The organism is Fusibacter sp. A1 (assembly GCF_004125825.1).
Taxonomy (GTDB): domain Bacteria; phylum Bacillota; class Clostridia; order Peptostreptococcales; family Acidaminobacteraceae; genus QQWI01.
On record NZ_QQWI01000001.1, the window covers coordinates 334,451 to 352,575 of the forward strand.

An 18,125-nucleotide genomic window follows, 5' to 3' on the forward strand; every position below is an offset into this window, starting at 1 on the left:
ACTTCTCAATTTTTTTTAACGCAAAAATATATCTGCTAAAACTTGATTCCTAATAAACGACACATGAGGTTATTATACACCTCGTAAATCCATTTTTTACACACAATTTCTTAAGCTATTCCACTTGAATTGTTGCTTCGGACGTCCTATTTTCCCATATCTATAATCGGCTCTTACAACATCATACTCTAATAGATGCTTTAAATATCTATGAACTGTTTGATATGCAAGTCCTGTATTCTCAGATATTTCTTCAATAGTATACTCATTTTCATTATTCTTCATGAATTCAATAATTATATCAAGCGTATTTATATTTATTCCCTTAGTATAATCCCTATATTGAGCTGTATTTTCTGATTTAGAGGAATCAGCATTATCACTCTTTTTTTTAAGTGATGAAAATTTGAGATGCACCGATATCCGAGATATCAGATCTGGTGCTTTTATAGGCTTTAGTGCAAAATCATTAGCTCCATTGGATATGAATAAATCTGCTACCTGTTGCTTTTCATCAACCGTCAAAACAATAATTGGCACGTCCGGATCTTTTTCGCGAATCATTTTTACACCTTCAAGTCCATTAATTTTGGGCATGTGATAATCTATAAGTATTAAATCTATCTCCTCATTCATCAGAATTTCAAGCCCCTCTTTTACCAAAGATGCCGTTTTGGGTTCCCATCCTTTAAAATCACAGATCTGACTCAGAGCATATCTAATATCAGCATTATCATCTATAATTAATATTCTCTTCATTCCCAACCTCCCATTCGACTCTTGGTATCTTAATCCATGTTGTTGTACCCTGGTCAACAATCGATCTCATCTCAATTAAGCCATCATGACGTTCAACAACATTTTTTATATAGGTAAGACCTAAACCAAAAGAATCCTTTGTACTAAATCCCTTTTCCCATATCTGGCTGATTAAGTCCGGTTCAATGCCAGTACCGTTGTCTTCAATTTCTATTATTATATCCTGCCCAATAGAGTGAATACGAATATCCACACGTCCACGATGAGGAGGAAGTGCAGCTATACTGTTTGTTACAACATTTATTATCATTCTTGAGAATCTTACTCGGTTGACCGATATATATGCATCTTTGCATTTACACTTGAAGCAAACCGATTCATTGCCTTCCAAAGACGATATTTGAGACATAATACCTAACAACAATTCCTCTACAAGGATAACTTTCCTTTTATTTTCATTGAGTATCTCTGATATCATAATATTTAACTGCTCGACTGATTCTGATACCCTGCTCATGTATTCTTTTACTTTCGGATTAACTGTAATCATTTCAGAAACCGATACTAAAGCTTGAATAGAAGTCAATGGGCTCTTCAAGTCGTGAACAAGGTATTGTTGCTCCTCGTAAGTCCTGGCCTTAAGCCCTTGGATTCGTGCTTCTACAAGCTGCATTTCCATTTTCTTTTGTGTTTCAGCGGCATCTAATATTCTATTTTGGTCCATGAGAATCTTTAAAATCATAAGTGCATTGCTCGTAAATATAACAAAGAACACCAATGCCGAAAAAGTGAGTACCCCTGTTGAATCAGTAACTTCAGCGATTGACTTTACATCCGCCGAAACCTCACCATGCCCAAATCCGTACTTCGATAAAAATGGTACAATGTCAAGCCACTGAAATCCCATCAGCAGCAAAGCAAGAAAAATTGATTTTGATAACAGTTTTACGTGCTTTAGCTCTGTTTTAACAAACAAAAACATTACACACAGCATCATATAAGCCGGCATTCCAAAACTGTATTTGACATGGTATAACATATTTATCATTGCATAAATCACAGGTATACACAGAAATGAAACCATAGTAAATAGCGTTCTGTACAAGTTATCAACCAGATTCGTATGTCCCTCATCTATACATACAAATACAGCCATATATATGGGGAGAGCTCTAATTGAGTTCATCAAAACCAGCTTAAATGCTGCTAAAATAAGTAAACCTTGTTGCATGCTACCAACACCTATATATAGGTCTGAATATATCTTAAGACTGCTTACATTGATTACTCGTGGCAGCCCCAATGACACTGCTATCAAGATCATAACCCATGCCATTTTTAGATAGTATACAGTCACGAATTTTTTTGCTTTTTTCCTTACGCTGCAAATATCCATCTCTAATCACCACCATTAAGAATAGCAATATCCCCGCACAAACAGATACGCCATAGTAAATCCGGCCCACAAACACATCACCTTCCCCAGGCTTGGCAATAATATCGGGTTCAATTGGAAGCTGATACTTTACTGCTATGTCAACTACATTCAACATTTGAATAACAGGCTTGTCCAGTCCAAGAAATCGACCAATGAGTCCATCTTCACGATAATTCAATTTCTGCGTCGGCAGAATTAAGCCATAATCCCATGTATACCCAATATCAGAATGAAACTGAGATACTAAATTTCCTCCCACATTGATCAGAACCTTTGCATCTTTCATTAAGTTCATCCGTTTGTCTAAATTGGTATTTATGTTAGGTTCATTGTAAATGGTGTATCCGTACCTCGCCAATCGCTCTTCAATATTCAGGAGTATTTCAGGATCCATGTTGAGGCCTATATCTCCATCGCCTCCAGGTGAAACCAATATCGATCGTACAGAAATCAAACCCGCTTCATAAACTTGATGCTCCATATCTTGATATGTTTGTTTAGGATCATTCGCACCGTATGTCGATGATCCAATGGATGATATTATTACCGGAATACATCCCAACTCTTCGACCGCCACAATGGCAGCAAAATTTAATGCCGGAAACGAACCCGAAAGATTTATTGCTACCTCGTCTCCACGCTTCAAACCGCAAGCTAAAAGCATGTCCATAATAACTGCTGAAAAGTTTGGGTTTATTGAGGTTTTCTTTGATTTTATGCTCCCTAAAGTCGTTGTAATACCGCTGTAATCTTTTCCAATTAAGTCATGGGTGTGCAAGTATTCTCTCTCTTTTCCCGCAATGTTCATGAAAATACTCAGTGTTCTTTCACTCGCTCGAAGTTTTTCATCATAGTATGGATACTCCCCAATCTTTGATGTGCTAATAGCCAATACAAATGTGAAGAGCGCCGCCAACAAAATCAAGATGTTTCTATCACGCAGTCTATTCAAAAGATCACCTTTCCTTGAAACAAGAGAAGTACCAAGTAGAGTACAGAAGTGAGACTTCCGGTGTGTAACAGCGTTATCCAAATGCCCTGCTTTTTCATCTCATGCGCCATCAGACCTGGTATAATCATGCCGATTGATGTCAACAGAATAGTGCCATCAAATACATAAGCCAAAACAGAAGAAATAATCGTTCTTAAAACAAATGCTATAAGAATCGCAGCCACAAATTGACGTTTCCCATATAAAAATAATTTATCCCCAATATAACCAAGTATTAACGCTGTAGCAATGGCAATGATCAGAGTGTAAAAAATTTTATGTGGCTGATCTATAAAAAGAGCTAGGTACCCTGGTGTAATAATCCCGCTTGGTGATATACCAATCCATTCATCATACAATAAGCTCACCACAATACTAAAAGTTAAAAATGACTCAAGCATGTAACTCCTCCATCATTTTCTCTGCAAAACCCTTCAAATTTCCTATTCCAACGACCAGCCACTCATCATATTCAATGTCATCAATGTTATCAACACATACAATCATACCTTCGTACCCGTTTTGAACCAGTTTCCTTCGATTATACGATTTCATTGATCCGCTCAGATAAATGCGCTCAGGATTCAGACACACCAACCATGACAAGAACATGAGCCTTCTTAATGGACGGTCAATTCGATCATTGAATAGTACAGCTTTTCTCATCGTCTCATATTTTTTGACAAGCTTTTGGTAAAACAGTTGTGTTGAATCCAAGTCATTGATGGCAAACCCATATGCAACAACACCTGAACCCATTTCAATTTCTTTTGAAGAATACACATCGCGTACCCTTTTCGAAATGCCTTTAACGGTGGTAAAAATGTCCCATCCCATTATTTCAGCTACTTGAAGAGCCATAGCACAATTATCCTCATGCTCACTCTCTATCTCCATGATTTGTTTAATACAAGAGTCCAAACCCTTTTCAACAGGAAATTCACGATATTCTTTTCTTACCTTACATACGCTTCCTTTTATTTCAGCTACCTTTATGAAGCGTTCCAAATAGGAGGACTTCTCAACTACAACCACGCTATCCTCAGTTATTGATTGCGCTAAATTTTGGGCTATTTCATCACGATTCATGCCCATGACTTCCATATGATCTAGCCGAACATTGGTAATCAATGTGAGATTAGGCCTGATCATTTCGGAGCTCTTTTTTTGCAAATAAGGATTAACAGCCATACATTCAATAATCAAAATATCTGCATTTTGCTTTGCAGCTAAATATAACATCTTTTTTTGTTCCAGAATGTTTGGCATTTTCCGACGCTGAATACTCACACGCTTACCATCAACCCCTCGATATTCAGGCTTGGTACCTGTAACCTTTGAAAAAGTTTTATACCCTATTTCACGAGATATACCATCCAGCATCCAGACCAAGGTTGACTTTCCTCTTATGCCATTCACGTGTATAACATATGGCAGCCTCTCCCTTACTCTCCTTAAATACCACCCTTCGATTATAAGAAATCCAAAGTATACTAATACCGTGTATGTTGTAATTGTCTTTATCATTTACGTCACTCCCATACTCCATCCAAGTGATAATCGTCATTACTTCTTGGTTTTAAGTGAATCACTAAAAATGAAATCGCGCTACAAGTATTAACGGTCAAACTTCAACAAAATCAGTTTGGTAGGTTAATTCTCAGAACGCAATTAATCCACTACAAGACCTTCAATAACTTTTACAGCTTTAGGAATTGAAGGAACATAAATGACATAAGAGTCATTGGTATTCATGGTCTCTATACTATTTCTTACTTCTTCTTTCTCATTCACTACGATCAGAATATCAGCACTTGAAAGCACTTTTGAAATCAGTTTCGAAGTAAGGTCACCTTTTTTAAATTCGCCTCCTCTAAATACCGATATAAGGGTCAAATCATACTCATTTGCATACAGTAGCATGTCATCAACTCGTTGCAATTCCTCTTCAGGCTTGACCCCTGAAGAACTCAACCCTTTAACGGATGCACCTACCACAGCAATTATGGTCTTTATGTCCAGAAGATTTTCAGCATTCACGTAGGGATCATATCTAAAGTTCACTTTTTCCTTCTCAAAAAGCACTTTTAAGAGTGCAACATCGGCACTCTGTCCAAAAGATGTGAGCACTACTGGTTCCTGTCCAATTATGCCCACACTAACTAAGGTGTTCACTTCAAAACCCTTTTTTTCCAACTCAACTTTTTCCTTTAATGCAAGATGCACATACACCGTCGTAATAAGCATTATGCCACTTAGCAGTAGCATGGTTGCAATTCTTCTTTTTTTCATAATATTCCTCTTTGATTAAAGCTTATTTAATCTTAGGATTCATTTCCTTACATGCTTAAATATTTTATTCAAAATAGGAAAAGCTCCAGTAGTCAATCTATTATATCTGAAACTATTACATATACGCAAGATTAACTACTGGAGTTTTATGTGTGCCAATCAATTTTGAAACTAGACGCTTATTCGCTGTCTTGTTTTTTTAATAACCTAGTGCTTTACCATCACGTCTTGGATCAGCTCCACCCCTAAGAGTTCCGTCTTCTAGCATGATAACAGCATGTACACCACCGTAGTAATCATCCCAATCCAAAGTACGTGTAATTTTATGTCCCATTTCTGCCAATTCGTCCGAAACGGCTTCCGGAATACGTCCCTCCAGCTTAAGCTCCTCGTAGCCATCAAAGAATCTTGGCGCATCAATGGCTTCTTGAACATCCATATCATGGTCAATGACATGGCTGATCACTTGAGCAACAGTTGTAATGATACGTGTTCCACCTGGTGACCCAACTGACATAACAGGTTTGCCGTCCTTTAATACCAACGTCGGGCTCATTGAAGAAAGCGGTCTTTTATTACCATCAATTGAATTGGCCAGACCCGATCCAGTTGCAAAATCACCACACTCACTGTTAAGAAGAATCCCTGTTCCTTTTGCCATTACACCAGATCCACCGTTATTTGACTTTGTAAGAGATACCATATTCCCTTCTTTGTCCATAATGGAGATATGCGATGTATTGGTGCTGTGATAAATATACGGATCACCTGAGGTATAGGATTGAGATACCGAAAGATCAATCTCTTTAGCTCTTTCACTAGCATATTCCTTACTTGTTAAACCTTCTAGTGGGACATCAACAAAGTCTGTATCCGCCATGTATTCACCTCTATCAGAATAAGCTATTTTGAACGCTTCTGATAATAAGTGAATATACTCTGGTGAGTTGACTTCGAGTGCACCAACATCAAAATTCTCTAAAATGTTCAAGATTTCAACAATCGTTGTCCCACCGGATGATGATGGAGGCGAAGATATTATCTCATATCCTCGATAAGATCCAACGATCGGTTCACGAACCTTCACTTCATAGTTTGCAAGGTCTTCAAGGGACATCACGCCGCCATCAGCATTGACCGAATCAACAATAGCCTGAGCAATTTCCCCTGTATAAAATGCGCTTTCGCCTTCGTTGCTGATTCTCTCAAGTGAATGTGCAAGCTTTTCATTGGTATAGATATCGCCAACCTCATACGGCAGCCCATTTTTATAGTATGTTTCAGCAGTCTCAGGCTGATAGCCGTAGTAATCATACCAGTCTCCTGTTGCTTTTTTAAAGAACGGGCCTACTGGGAATCCATCACGAGCCAATTCAATCGCCGGTGCCATGATTGTCTGTCGATCCATTGTACCGTATGTCTCTAAAGCATATAAAAGACCTTTTACTTCACCTGGAACGCCTACAGTATATCCGCCGATATATGTATAGTTCCCACTCTCATCTTTTGGCCAATTCTCAGGTGTAGCTGCCGATGCAGCTGTTTCTCTAAAATCAATGAATTTAGTTTCACCGGTTTCAGCAAATCTAACGGTCATAAAACCACCGCCGCCTATGCCTGAATAGTAGGACTCGACAGCACTGATTCCAAACGCGACTGCCACTGCAGCATCAATGGCATTACCACCTGCCTCAAGAATGTCCGTTCCAATCTTTGACGCAAAATAGTTTGCAGAAGATACCACTCCATTTTCACCATTTCCGTCTCTTTCGCCTCTTTTAAAGTTGCCATCTTTGTCATATGGATACCATACATCCTCCGACACAGAAACTTCATCCACTTGCTCTGTGGATTCCACTTGAGTCTCTTGGGAACTTGCTTCACCCGTCTCAGGTGCTTTTGAACTGGTACAGCCTGTAGCTGAAATCACCAGCGACAAGCTCAAGAGTAACGCAATAATTTTCTTGTGCATTTGATTTCCCCCTTTAAATTAGTTGTTTTGCTCTTTTCTATTCCAAGCGCAGCTTCTACAAAACACCTCTTATGCAGTAGCACGCTGAGAACTCCATTCATAGCGATCTTTCTATGCGCCGATGCACGCTCTACACAAGCATCTTATTCACTCATATCAATGAGAGCTTTACTCAGCTCTACATGTTCTAAAACTCTTAAATCCAATTGGTCAAGACGGTTCGTTTCAATCGTATATGCCGGTATTTTCAACATATCCGAAGCGTATTGATTTAAACTACCCGATACTGGATTGTTTAAGTACGTAAATCCTTTAACTTGAGTAACTTTGCTCCCGACTCGATCAAACAAAGTCACAACATCAAGTAAACTCGCTCCATATTTTCCAACGATTATTGAGTCTTCAATTTGATCAGCGTTACCAATAGAAGGCAAAGCCTCATGTAGATCAATAACTAAATCAACGTCAAACTCAACCATCATCTGTATCACTTCATCAACGACTGGATTCCTGACAGTATTATCAGAAAATAAGCGATTGAGATCCCCTTGTCCAAAGGCGGTTCTTTGATTCAGCAATACAGCCGGCTGATTCACCACCGGAATAACAATCAACGATCCATCCTTCAAGCGCATATCACTCAGTACCTCTGCAGCCCTAATTCCAGCAACTTCATCCCCATGAATGCCTGCTACTATCATTCTGACACGTCCTTCTTTGCTTGCTACAATTATATGGGCCTCAGTTTCGTAGACAGTATCTTTACAGAGTGTAATGATATAATTCTCCTGTTTATTGTCAAGTGCAGAAGATGCAAAATAGAACAAAGTGCAAGTCAGCACGCCTAAAAGGAAATATTTTATAAATGGTCTCATTAGTTTAAGTACGCACCAACACCGTTTTCTACAATGTCATCATAGGCTGGCAAATTCTTTATGATCAAATTTGCTTCATTTTGATCTGAATATGCCTTTGCAACCGATAAAATGCCAACAATCTGTCGTCCTACCCGAACTTCTAGCGGATGACCCAAACTATCAAACGGTACGTACAGTCTCCCTGCTTTAAATGCTTTTTCGTAAAACTTGTCCTTGCCTGTTAGAATCAACTCTTCGTTTGTTTTCCCACGTAGCCGACCCTGAGATGGATTTGCAGTCTCCATCAACATTGCTAACGTCTCAGTAGCATCGCCTAGTTCCCTATGGGAGAGGCCTCTTAAATTAACAGGCGAAGGTTCAATTCCCATATTAATACCTTGTAATTGAAGGTCAATTATGGCCATGGATGAAATGTTCATCGCCTTCTCATGGGAAACCAAGGCATTAATGACTGGATATTCTGGTGATGCTTCATGTAAATCCATTTCCATTGTAATCTTTTCTGTTCTTATCAATTCGGCGATACCAAAACAAATTTGCTCAGTGAAACTTCCGTTCTTATCTCCTGGATATCCTCTGTTCAAATTTCTAGTTTCACTCCCAGACAGCTTCTGGCCTGATGAATGAACATACACATCGGGATCAGGCCACTGATGGATTGGATTCGTTGCTCTAGATCCAAAAGTAAACCGTCGTATCCCCGACTCTGTTGCTATTTCAAAAAATTGGGGTGCACCTTCTTGAGGGTCATTATGAGTAAACGCACTATTGTTGGCTCTTGGAATGACATAAAGCGTTCCTTCCTCAATCTGTGCATTTTCAATCAACGTGACTGCAGTTAAATAACCGCTTGGCTCATTGGCGTGGGTTCCACCAAGCACAAGCATACTTGCACCATCCTTGGCTCCCTTCATTACATAAACTTCTGTATCGCCGGCTGTTCCTTTAATACTGGGATTATAGTCGCTAAGCATCCGGATTTCTGTTACACCATCACCTTGAACTATAAGATCCTTTTCCCACATTTCTTTGAATGCTTTCCCTGTAAAAAATGTACAAACAAGTACACTCAGCAGTAGTATAGAGGCTGTAATCTTATTTCCCTTCATTAAATCGAATCCTTCCTCACCATTATTTGATCATTAAACCTCTAAGAATCAACGGAATTAGTACAATGGCATTGTTCGCCTGCTTTTTAAAATCCACTTCTTCATAAAGACAATGCACTGTTAAGACCGAAATCAGTAAAATTATTATCCTGTATATCAAAGTCATTGGTCAAAACCTCCTATGGCATAATGGACGCAATTTGGTTCGCACCCAATAAAGCAATCATTCCCCATGCAATTGTAACGAGAGCTGGAATTTTGCATTTCTTAAGAACTTCAAAGTAATTCTCAACGCCACAAATCTTAGCAGCAAATATGCCTGCAAGTGCTGTCGGAGGCATCAAATCTCCTAATGAAGCAATCAAGGATAAGGCCGATCCAGTTACAATTTGATCGTTGTTTATAAGAGCTAATAAAAACGGAACACACAAGACAGATGCTGCACCATAAGAGGATATCGCACCGAACAAAGGAACGGTAACCGCAATTGCCAAGTACAGCATGATTGGCGGAACACTGAGGCAAGTAGCAACGATATAGCCACGGACACCCGTTAAAGTCATTACTTGAACAAGCATACCGACTCCCATAAGAATACCCATAACAGGCAATGAATCTTTGACGCCCTCCTTGGCAGTTTCATATAATTTAAAACGTTCGCCAGAAAAACTGGCTACTGCAGCTCCGATCAGAAAAATTAAGGGCATCCCCAAATTAGGTATAAGTTTAGGAAAAGCGCGTGAACCTATCAGCAAAAGTAAAACCAAAGCAATTGGAAAAAAAATCTTGATACCATGCTTTTCCTTAACACTGTGGTTTAGTTTTTTACTTATCATTTCATAATCTAGATCTTTTGAGTGAGTGTAGCCTAAGAAGAGAACACTAAAAATCGCCAATGGCACCGTTAATATCAAAAGCGGAATTGTGAATCCCACATAGGGCATATCAATGCCTCCGCCGATTATCATTGCAGGCACGTTAATCGGTGGAGCAATCATACCCATTAGCCCTCCGATCGCTATTATCGCAGCAGTTTCCTCCTTCGGAATACCCATCAAAATCAGTATCGGATAAACAATGGCACCTGCACTAATTACAGCAGCTGTTGAAGATCCGGTAATCATCCCTGGGAACATCACAATAAACATGAGCATAATCAGCAATATCGCTGGTTTCTTATGAAATTTATCAACAAATATCACGTTCATAACATCCAATGCGCCTGATCGTTGAACATACTTCATAAAAATCATTGCTGAAGTAATAACCAAAATGGTATCAATGTATCCAAAAGTTCCTTCTACCAATTGACTGATAGGAATACCATTACCCGATATAATGGTTGTGATAACCGCTGCCAGTACCATGCCAATGCTAACCGGTGTTTTAAATACAAAGCAACTTATAAAAAATGTCCCAACCATTACAATAAAAAGTATTAGTTCGATGCTCATAGCAACCTCCTCATTTAAAATTATTCAGAAATCCCTTAATCTTATTTAAAAGCTTCTATTATAGGGGCACCTACAGCTGCTATATTTTCACTCAGAACAAGTGGAATGCCATTTTCCAAGGCTATTTCAGTAAAGTAGCCATCATCATCGCCACCTTCAACTACAATCATATAATCTGCATTTGGTGCAACTACATTTGCAAACGAATCCGAAAGTCCTCCGCGCCTTGATTCACCACCGATATGGACACCTAAGATTGTTGCATCCGCAGCGGCATCAAGAATACGTTCTGTCCTCGCAATTTCTTCTTCAGGTTTAATACCTGCCGCTCCTAACCCTTTTGAACTCCCACCTATTACAAAAATGATCGTCTTGTATTTTTCGATAGCATCTGCCTCAACAGTTGGGTTGAAGTCAAAATCAAATTCAAGGTTGGTTAATACCGCTTTTAACATTTGAACATCAGCACTCTGACCTGATGATGTCACTAAGATTGGCTGCTCTGCTTTTGGAATTTCGACAGCAACTGTTGCTTCTTCTTGAGTAGTCACATTCTGAGGCGTTGGTTCAGAATTACCACATCCACCTAGCAATGATGTAAGTAAAACACATCCTGTTAAAAAACAAACCCACTTTTTTTTCATTCGTATCATCCTTTCACAACTCTCATTAATTTTTCAGTAATCAATGAAGTATTCATTCCATACACATAATCTATTTTTCTGATTTTTTAGAAAAACTTATCTGAATTATAGCCCTAATCAATAGGCTTGTCCTATTTTTCTCATATTTCTACGAAAAAGCAACACAAAAAACCACCCCATATGGACTCATAACCTCAAAGCTTGGTTTCATAACTGTGCCCATAAATGGATGGTTTCATAATTGCTTATATTCTTTTCTATTGACTTAAATAAATCGATTCATCAGCTCGTCTATTACCTGATCGACGTTTTCAGAATGGATTTTGTTTGACTCACATATTTGAGTGATGCGCCTCTTAGAACCTATGTCAAAATCCTTGATTCCTTTAAGCATCCCCGTTCTTCTCCCTACTCTAAATAGCAACTTATCCACTTCAGATAGTTCCAAATACCAACTCAGAGCAGAAAGCATTTTTCCCTTATCCCTTGGTAATCGTCCCTCAACCTCTGGAATGAGATTTAAAATGTGATCACTCTTAACAATACTGTGAATACCATTCAAGGATTCAATAAACAAATACAATTCTTTCACCATATCGGTATCATTTGTTCTTGAAAACTCACCTTTATTATAATCTTTGTAAATCTCTGATTGCTTTGTTACAGCAAGTGTCCTTATCCGTATAAAGTCTGGATCAATCTGATTCATTGCATCAGCTGTTTCCAAAGCGTTTTCAATTGATAGCTCACGTCCACCAAGCCCAGGCATAAAATATTCTGAGAGCTCAATCCCAGCCGATTTGACCTTCTTACCCGCAATTATTTGAGAGGCTTTATCGATGCCTTTATTCACACTTTTTAACAATACCTCGGTGACAGGCACGAATATAGAGACACGTTTAGCTAACGTACTATTCTTTCTTATATAGTTTATAAATAAGATTCTGATACCATAAACAAGTTTGCTAAGTGTCTGGTTGTAATTGGTAATCTGCTTCAAACAGTTTGTAATATAGATTCATTTTCACCAAATCTATAATTACTATTATTCCGCGACAAATTATAGGATAAAATGCTCCATTATGATCCACTCTTCTTCGTCTTGACACGCAAATAGCTCCTATTGGTAATCGATCAATAAAAGGATGTAAATGCTAAAAACAAGTCTGCAACTTGCAAAATACATAACATATACTTATGGCGCTAACTCTGTCTCCAACCGAGTGACCGTCACCAGTAACCTCTTCAAAAGCAGTTTACTTCTTCAAATAGTTTTCTAGCTTAACTACTTAAAGTACTCACTTATTCATTATACCAAAATATAACATTAATGGTAACACCAATAATTTGCTTACCTGCAATTCATTCCATACATTTATATCGCCCCTCACTGTTAGATGCACACAAGGCCTAAAGAGCGTAGCTTGTTCTAAAGCCTCCTTCAGTTTTGGGTATGAAAAAAGGGTCAGATTTTTCTGACCCTTGTGCTCGTTGCTATTGCTTTATTAGTTTTACCACCGTCTCCACATGTGTCGGGTGATAAGTGGGAATATGGTTCTTTTCCCATAGTAATCGACGATTTTGGACCAGTTTTAAATACAAATGTCAACAGATGAGGGTCTTTTTGACCTTTGTCATCAATACCCCCAAGTATAATCTTCTCGACAATAGATTCAAAGACATCAGCATCAAACTTCTTTAGGGGCTTGTTGGCATCAAAGTATTTTCTAAAGCTTTTTAGCCTTGTTTTCATTTCTTTTTCTTCACTGGCTGTTAAAGACAGTTCATTGGTTTCTTTGATCAATCGTTCTTTATCTTTATTTAGTTCAATGAATTTGTTTTCATAATTTTCACGGTCAATGGCACCATCAAGATGAAGATCAATCAGCTTCTTGATTTTTTCTTCTACCCTATTCAGTTCTTTATTAAGGGTTGAAAGTTCTTTCTTGCTGGTGCTTTCACTTAAAGTATTTTCGATGATTGATAGAAACTCTTCTATGATTTCTCTATTATACTGGCACATTTCATTAAAGATTTTAACAAAGGCTTCTTCAATAACAGCTTCATGAATACCCTTGCTATCAGGACAATGCTTCTTACCATGTTTACTGGATTTGATACAGTGCCACACCACTTTTTTATTCTTGGTGCCTGAGTTCCATGCTCTTCTGCCAACAGTGGTTTCGCAAAAGCCACACTCAATTTTACTGCTAAAGGTATACTGTCTGCTATAACGTTTCAAACGCCCTTTTTCCATGTTGCAATTACGCTTGTTTCTAATTGCTTGGGCTTTTTCAAAGGTTTCTTTACTGACGATAGGTTCATGATGATCTTTGATGTAATACTTCTCTTCTTCACCCATATTGTCAAGGCGCTGCTTGGTGATTGGATCAACAGTAAAGGTCTTACCTAGGAGTAAATCGCCCATGTATTTTTCATTCTTTAATATGTCCCTGATGGTGCTGTCAGGCCAATTAGTACTCCCTCTTTTGGTTTTGTAGCCTTTGTCCTTTAATTCCTTTCCAATGAGGCGGGCACCCTTGCCTTGATTATAAGATTCAAAGATAAAACGAACTACTTCAGCTTCTTCTTCATTAATCACAAGCTCTTTAGTTTCCTTATCATAGTCATATCCTAAACAACCTTGAAAACCAACCAGCTCACCACGTTTCATTTTCATTTTAAGACCCATCTTCACATTAGTTGAAATACTTTCACTTTCTTGTTGGGCTATTGATGTTAGAACGGTCATGGCTACTTCGCCTTGCATGGAGAAGGTGTTAATATTCTCTTTTTCAAATAATACAGCAACATTATGCTTTTTTAATAGTCTGGTGTATTCCAGCACGTCTTTTGTATTTCTACCAAATCTTGAGATACTCTTGGTAATGACTAGATCAAACTCACCAGCCACGGCATCCCGAATCATTTCTTGAAATCCCAGACGTTTATCAATATTGGTGCCACTAATACCAGCATCAGAATATATCTTTGCCAATTCCCATTTAGGATTTTCTTTAATCTTCTGCTCATAATAAGCTACTTGAGAATCATAACTTGCCATCTGTTCAGCCGAATCAGTACTGACTCTACAATATGGGGCAACTCGTATTTTGGAAAGTTCTTTGCCCGATGCACGGTCAAATTTATTCTTTTTAGGTTTTATGACTTCTACTTCTTTCAATTCATCACTTCCTTCACTGAACCTATAACAAGGTTACTTCTTATGAGTCCACTCATGTTCTTCTAAATACACATCAAAATCATCTTTTTCAGGTGCGCTTAAACGCTTTTGATTAAACTTCTCATACTCTTTTTCAGCTAGTTCCTTAGCCACATCATGTGAAATAGAACCTGCACCAGTAAGAATATCTCGCTCATTAAATTTTAGGAAGGCATTGAGCTTTTCTTCCCAATCCTTCATATGCATAGGATTACGTCTTTCTGCCTGATCTTCTGCATAATCGAGATACATGGTTACAATACGATTGAGGGATTTTATTTCTTTTTCCGTCAAATAATTCTTGGCAACGGTAATATCTCCTTTACGTACCTTGTCACCCTTCCATGTGGTAAGGCCCATATTGTCTTTTGTTGCATCAGCTCTTTGTTCGATGAGTTCTGCAGCTGTATGACCATGAATAGCAAAATGAAGCTTGTTTTGCACCGTCGCATAGAACTTTTTAGCTTCTTCTGATTTTCCATCATAATCTATAGATAAGGCATAGATATCAGTGATTTTCTTATAAAATCTTTTTTCTGAGGCTCTTATATCACGAATACGCTCTAAAAGCTCATCAAAATAATCATCACCAATATTACGCATACCCTTAAGACGTTCATCATCCATGGTAAAGCCCTTGACTAAGTACTCGTTTAGTCTTTCTGTTGCCCATCGTCTAAATTGGGTGCCTCGGCTAGAGCGTATACGATAGCCTACCGCAATAATTAATTCTAAGTTATAAAAACGTACTGTTCTCTCAACCTCTCTATTTCCCTCAGTTTGAACTATTCGGTTTTCCCGAATAGTTCGATTTTCTTCAAGTTCACCTTCTGCATAAATATTTTTTATATGTTCATTAATAGTATTAACACCCTTTTGGTAAAGCTCAGCAATTGCCTTCTGTGTCATCCATACGGTTTCATTTTCAAGTCTTACATCAATTTTTGTTTTTCCATCTTCTGTCTGATATATGAGTAGATCATTATTATGTTCCAATGTAACCCTCCTTCTCCAAATGTAGTTTCAATCCATCAGACGCTGTCTGACGTTTTTTAGTGAACTATCCGGTAATTCCGGATAGTTCATCAATCTATGTTCCTAATTATCATTTTAATTTTATCACAGTAGATAATTAAGTGCCACTTAAACCTCGTTTAATTTTGTATTTTCTTTCCAACTCAGCTTTGATTTTGATGAATTTTTTTTCTGAAATCATCTTTTCATCAAGCAGGCTGGAAAGCATGGCTAACTGTATTGTAAACTTCATTAAGTTTTCCATCTGACCCTCCTGCTTGATCGTCTTTTTATATTATTTTAAGTTCTTAAGAGCCTCCTGTAGCTCTTCTAGTTCTTTGGTGTATTTTGTCATATTCACCAATTTAATTTTTCCTTGATGACATAACACCACCAAATGATTTAACTCACCCCCAAGCTTTGATAGTCTTGCATTTATTTCATGCAAATCATACTGGATTATTTCTTTGTTTAAAGCTTTATCTAGGATATAATCCGTTAATGATTTACATCTACTCTTAGTTGCTAACTTTATAATTTTTGTTCTATCTTTTTCTGTTAAGCGTATATTGATTTGCTTGTTTCGCTGTCTCATAATGTTCCTCCTGCAAATGGGTGTGGGCTTTCCCACTTTTAGACACTTTGGCTGTACAAAGTGGAAGCTTGCCCCTGTTAAAACAGGGTAAATAAATCCTCTGGCTTTTCCTACTGTCCAGTAACAAACTAGACGCTTTCGGATTTATTTGGGATATTGAAGATGAAGGCATTATGGTTTCGTCAGCAAATAGTGAACTGTACTTTTGGACCATTTCTCACCGGTATATTCTGTCATTTTATCTGCAATTTCCCGATAGGATAATTGATTGCACTGATACATTTTAAGAAGTCTCATATGTTCACCAGATGCTCTTGATGTTCGTCCAAAATGATCTGGACGTGCCTTTAATTGGTCATTTTCATCAAGCAATGATTTAATATTTTCTTCCAATATCATCACGGCATCTTCAAGTTGCTTTATGACCTTTTCCTTGCGCTCAAGTTTATGTTCAAGTACTTGGATCTCTTCCCTCGCTTCTTGTAATTCTGCTTTTACTTCTTCTACACCAAATAACTTGCCTAACATATCTTCACCAGCCTTTCAAGGGTGCAAGCGTGCAAAGGTTATAAGCATTGCCCCCTTGCACCCTTAATTTTATAACTGCCATTTCCACCCTTCCTTTGTTTTAATAGATTTCACTTCAAGATTCTTTTTAGCGGTCTTCAGTGTTCTTTGAGATATCTGCTTCTCTTTTGCTCTTTCAACAACATAATCACTGGCTTTAGCACCATCATCAAGAACTTCTTTAATCAGCTTTTCTGCTCGTTTTAGAACACTTTCCGTTGAACTACCACCAAGTAATTCATCTAACTCAATGTCGTATTCTCCTATCCACTTAAAGCCATTTTTTTCATCCAGCTTAAAGGCATTTTTCTTGCCTTCAGGTGCTAAGCTTGATTTGATCTGCGCCAATACTCGTATAGTTGGCTCTGCTCTTACCCTCCCTACTAAGAGAACACTTCTAGCGGCAGCTGTAATATCAATAGAACCTAGTCCACGGTAAAGCCCTTTGGTACCGCCAGCTTTATTCATATGGCAATAATGACAATGGCACAGCCCGTTCTCTCTGCTACGCTAGAAAGATTCTTGAAAATGGGTCTGATTTCATTTGCCCTATGCATATCTACACCAGAACCTAAATAAGCCTGTAAGGGATCAATGATAAGTAGCTGGGCATTCGTCTCTATAATGGCTTCTCCAATCCTCTTATCTGATAAAGTTAGCTCCTTATGACTTTCATCAATAACAATTACTTTGCTACAATCAGCACCTGCTGCTAATAACCTTGGTTTAATAGTGTCACTTAAGCCATCTTCTGCTGTTTGGTAAATAACATTGCTACATTCTAAAGCCTCCTCACTTAAAGGCAATATGGCACCTGTCGTCAGTGCTGATGCAATTGCCAAAATCATGGTCGTCTTCCCCTCTCCTGGATCACCTTGAATAATGGTGATTTTCCCAATGGGAATATAAGGCTTCCATAACCATTTCACTTCTGTTACCTCAACATCACTCATATTGATGAGTTTTAGTTCATTTTCATGTTCCAACTTGTTTACCTCCTTTTTGTCCCTATACTTATAAGCCGATTTTTCGAGGGGGTTGGTCTATTCATTTTGCATTTTAATTCTTCCCCCTCACCTATTAGCCGAAAAAACACATGAGGTGGGCGAAACTTTTTCAAGATTATTTTCCCCCCTCACTGTTACGCCGAAAAATCATAGGGGTGTACCAAAAAAATATAAAAAAATCC

General features: G+C 38.1%; 19 protein-coding genes. All 19 read right to left on the reverse strand.

The features are described 5' to 3' along the window. Window positions 1-96 precede the first annotated feature (96 nt). A complete protein-coding gene (locus DWB64_RS01455) occupies window positions 97-759 on the reverse strand; it encodes a response regulator (RefSeq protein ID WP_129486401.1) in 663 nt (220 codons plus the stop codon). Next, on the reverse strand, window positions 734-1,990 hold the full coding sequence (locus DWB64_RS01460) for a HAMP domain-containing sensor histidine kinase (RefSeq protein ID WP_164980166.1): 1,257 nt from the start codon (window positions 1,988-1,990) through the stop codon (window positions 734-736). Before DWB64_RS01460 ends, DWB64_RS01455 begins: the two co-directional genes overlap by 26 nt. Before the next feature lie 34 nt (window positions 1,991-2,024). Further along, entirely contained in the window at window positions 2,025-3,149 is a 1,125-nt protein-coding gene (gene pgsW, locus DWB64_RS01465; RefSeq protein WP_164980167.1) for a poly-gamma-glutamate system protein, read from the reverse strand. Continuing rightward, complete coding sequence (gene pgsC / locus DWB64_RS01470) at window positions 3,146-3,589, reverse strand: poly-gamma-glutamate biosynthesis protein PgsC (RefSeq protein ID WP_129486404.1); 444 nt, start codon at window positions 3,587-3,589, stop codon at window positions 3,146-3,148. Before pgsC ends, pgsW begins: the two co-directional genes overlap by 4 nt. Then, window positions 3,582-4,715 carry a poly-gamma-glutamate synthase PgsB gene (gene pgsB, locus DWB64_RS01475; protein WP_129486405.1) on the reverse strand — a complete coding sequence of 378 codons (1,134 nt, stop codon included), beginning with the start codon at window positions 4,713-4,715 and terminating at the stop codon, window positions 3,582-3,584. Before pgsB ends, pgsC begins: the two co-directional genes overlap by 8 nt. Window positions 4,716-4,859: 144 nt before the next feature. Continuing rightward, window positions 4,860-5,480 carry a DUF6305 family protein gene (locus DWB64_RS01480; RefSeq protein WP_129486406.1) on the reverse strand — a complete coding sequence of 207 codons (621 nt, stop codon included), beginning with the start codon at window positions 5,478-5,480 and terminating at the stop codon, window positions 4,860-4,862. Window positions 5,481-5,679: 199 nt separating this feature from the next. Further along, window positions 5,680-7,452, reverse strand: coding sequence for a gamma-glutamyltransferase (gene ggt, locus DWB64_RS01485; RefSeq protein WP_129486407.1), 1,773 nt, complete (start codon window positions 7,450-7,452; stop codon window positions 5,680-5,682). Between the two features lie 143 nt (window positions 7,453-7,595). Further along, a complete protein-coding gene (locus DWB64_RS01490) occupies window positions 7,596-8,153 on the reverse strand; it encodes a succinylglutamate desuccinylase/aspartoacylase family protein (protein WP_164980168.1) in 558 nt (185 codons plus the stop codon). A 173-nt stretch (window positions 8,154-8,326) separates the two neighbouring features. Then, window positions 8,327-9,439 (reverse strand): succinylglutamate desuccinylase, encoded by a 1,113-nt coding sequence (locus tag DWB64_RS01495; protein ID WP_129486409.1) that lies wholly within the window; start codon window positions 9,437-9,439, stop codon window positions 8,327-8,329. Window positions 9,440-9,618: 179 nt separating this feature from the next. Then, the gene (locus tag DWB64_RS01500; protein WP_129486410.1) at window positions 9,619-10,893 is read right to left on the reverse strand and encodes an SLC13 family permease; all 1,275 of its coding nucleotides are present in this window, start codon (window positions 10,891-10,893) and stop codon (window positions 9,619-9,621) included. A gap of 41 nt (window positions 10,894-10,934) precedes the next feature. After that, a complete protein-coding gene (locus DWB64_RS01505) occupies window positions 10,935-11,537 on the reverse strand; it encodes a DUF6305 family protein (RefSeq protein WP_206736634.1) in 603 nt (200 codons plus the stop codon). Between the two features lie 265 nt (window positions 11,538-11,802). Next, entirely contained in the window at window positions 11,803-12,390 is a 588-nt protein-coding gene (locus DWB64_RS01510) for a hypothetical protein (protein WP_129486411.1), read from the reverse strand. A gap of 612 nt (window positions 12,391-13,002) precedes the next feature. Beyond that, window positions 13,003-14,721, reverse strand: coding sequence for a recombinase family protein (locus DWB64_RS01515; RefSeq protein WP_129486412.1), 1,719 nt, complete (start codon window positions 14,719-14,721; stop codon window positions 13,003-13,005). Between the two features lie 33 nt (window positions 14,722-14,754). After that, window positions 14,755-15,756: a virulence RhuM family protein gene (locus DWB64_RS01520; protein ID WP_243118932.1), complete on the reverse strand. Its 1,002-nt coding sequence runs from the start codon at window positions 15,754-15,756 to the stop codon at window positions 14,755-14,757. 136 nt (window positions 15,757-15,892) lie between these two features. Beyond that, the gene (locus DWB64_RS19165; protein ID WP_164980169.1) at window positions 15,893-16,039 is read right to left on the reverse strand and encodes an SHOCT domain-containing protein; all 147 of its coding nucleotides are present in this window, start codon (window positions 16,037-16,039) and stop codon (window positions 15,893-15,895) included. A 30-nt stretch (window positions 16,040-16,069) separates the two neighbouring features. Further along, the gene (locus DWB64_RS01525) at window positions 16,070-16,369 is read right to left on the reverse strand and encodes a hypothetical protein (RefSeq protein ID WP_129486413.1); all 300 of its coding nucleotides are present in this window, start codon (window positions 16,367-16,369) and stop codon (window positions 16,070-16,072) included. Between the two features lie 171 nt (window positions 16,370-16,540). Beyond that, window positions 16,541-16,897: a hypothetical protein gene (locus DWB64_RS01530; RefSeq protein ID WP_129486414.1), complete on the reverse strand. Its 357-nt coding sequence runs from the start codon at window positions 16,895-16,897 to the stop codon at window positions 16,541-16,543. Between the two features lie 69 nt (window positions 16,898-16,966). Further along, a complete protein-coding gene (locus DWB64_RS19595; protein WP_348983855.1) occupies window positions 16,967-17,404 on the reverse strand; it encodes a hypothetical protein in 438 nt (145 codons plus the stop codon). Beyond that, window positions 17,401-17,922, reverse strand: coding sequence for an AAA family ATPase (locus DWB64_RS19600; RefSeq protein WP_348983854.1), 522 nt, complete (start codon window positions 17,920-17,922; stop codon window positions 17,401-17,403). Before DWB64_RS19600 ends, DWB64_RS19595 begins: the two co-directional genes overlap by 4 nt. Window positions 17,923-18,125 lie beyond the last annotated feature (203 nt).

Excerpts from the sequence above, each read along its gene's own strand:
- DWB64_RS01455 (WP_129486401.1), bottom strand. The coding sequence starts at position 759 with ATGAAGAGAATATTAATTATAGATGATAATGCTGATATTAGATATGCT.
- DWB64_RS01460 (WP_164980166.1), bottom strand. The coding sequence starts at position 1,990 with ATGCAACAAGGTTTACTTATTTTAGCAGCATTTAAGCTGGTTTTGATG.
- pgsC (WP_129486404.1), bottom strand. The coding sequence starts at position 3,589 with ATGCTTGAGTCATTTTTAACTTTTAGTATTGTGGTGAGCTTATTGTAT.
- pgsB (WP_129486405.1), bottom strand. The coding sequence starts at position 4,715 with ATGATAAAGACAATTACAACATACACGGTATTAGTATACTTTGGATTT.
- DWB64_RS01480 (WP_129486406.1), bottom strand. The coding sequence starts at position 5,480 with ATGAAAAAAAGAAGAATTGCAACCATGCTACTGCTAAGTGGCATAATG.
- ggt (WP_129486407.1), bottom strand. The coding sequence starts at position 7,452 with ATGCACAAGAAAATTATTGCGTTACTCTTGAGCTTGTCGCTGGTGATT.
- DWB64_RS01490 (WP_164980168.1), bottom strand. The coding sequence starts at position 8,153 with ATGATAGTAGCAGGCATTCATGGGGATGAAGTTGCTGGAATTAGGGCT.
- DWB64_RS01495 (WP_129486409.1), bottom strand. The coding sequence starts at position 9,439 with ATGAAGGGAAATAAGATTACAGCCTCTATACTACTGCTGAGTGTACTT.
- DWB64_RS01500 (WP_129486410.1), bottom strand. The coding sequence starts at position 10,893 with ATGAGCATCGAACTAATACTTTTTATTGTAATGGTTGGGACATTTTTT.
- DWB64_RS01505 (WP_206736634.1), bottom strand. The coding sequence starts at position 11,537 with ATGAAAAAAAAGTGGGTTTGTTTTTTAACAGGATGTGTTTTACTTACA.
- DWB64_RS19165 (WP_164980169.1), bottom strand. The coding sequence starts at position 16,039 with ATGGAAAACTTAATGAAGTTTACAATACAGTTAGCCATGCTTTCCAGC.
- DWB64_RS01525 (WP_129486413.1), bottom strand. The coding sequence starts at position 16,369 with ATGAGACAGCGAAACAAGCAAATCAATATACGCTTAACAGAAAAAGAT.
- DWB64_RS01530 (WP_129486414.1), bottom strand. The coding sequence starts at position 16,897 with ATGTTAGGCAAGTTATTTGGTGTAGAAGAAGTAAAAGCAGAATTACAA.
- DWB64_RS19595 (WP_348983855.1), bottom strand. The coding sequence starts at position 17,404 with ATGAATAAAGCTGGCGGTACCAAAGGGCTTTACCGTGGACTAGGTTCT.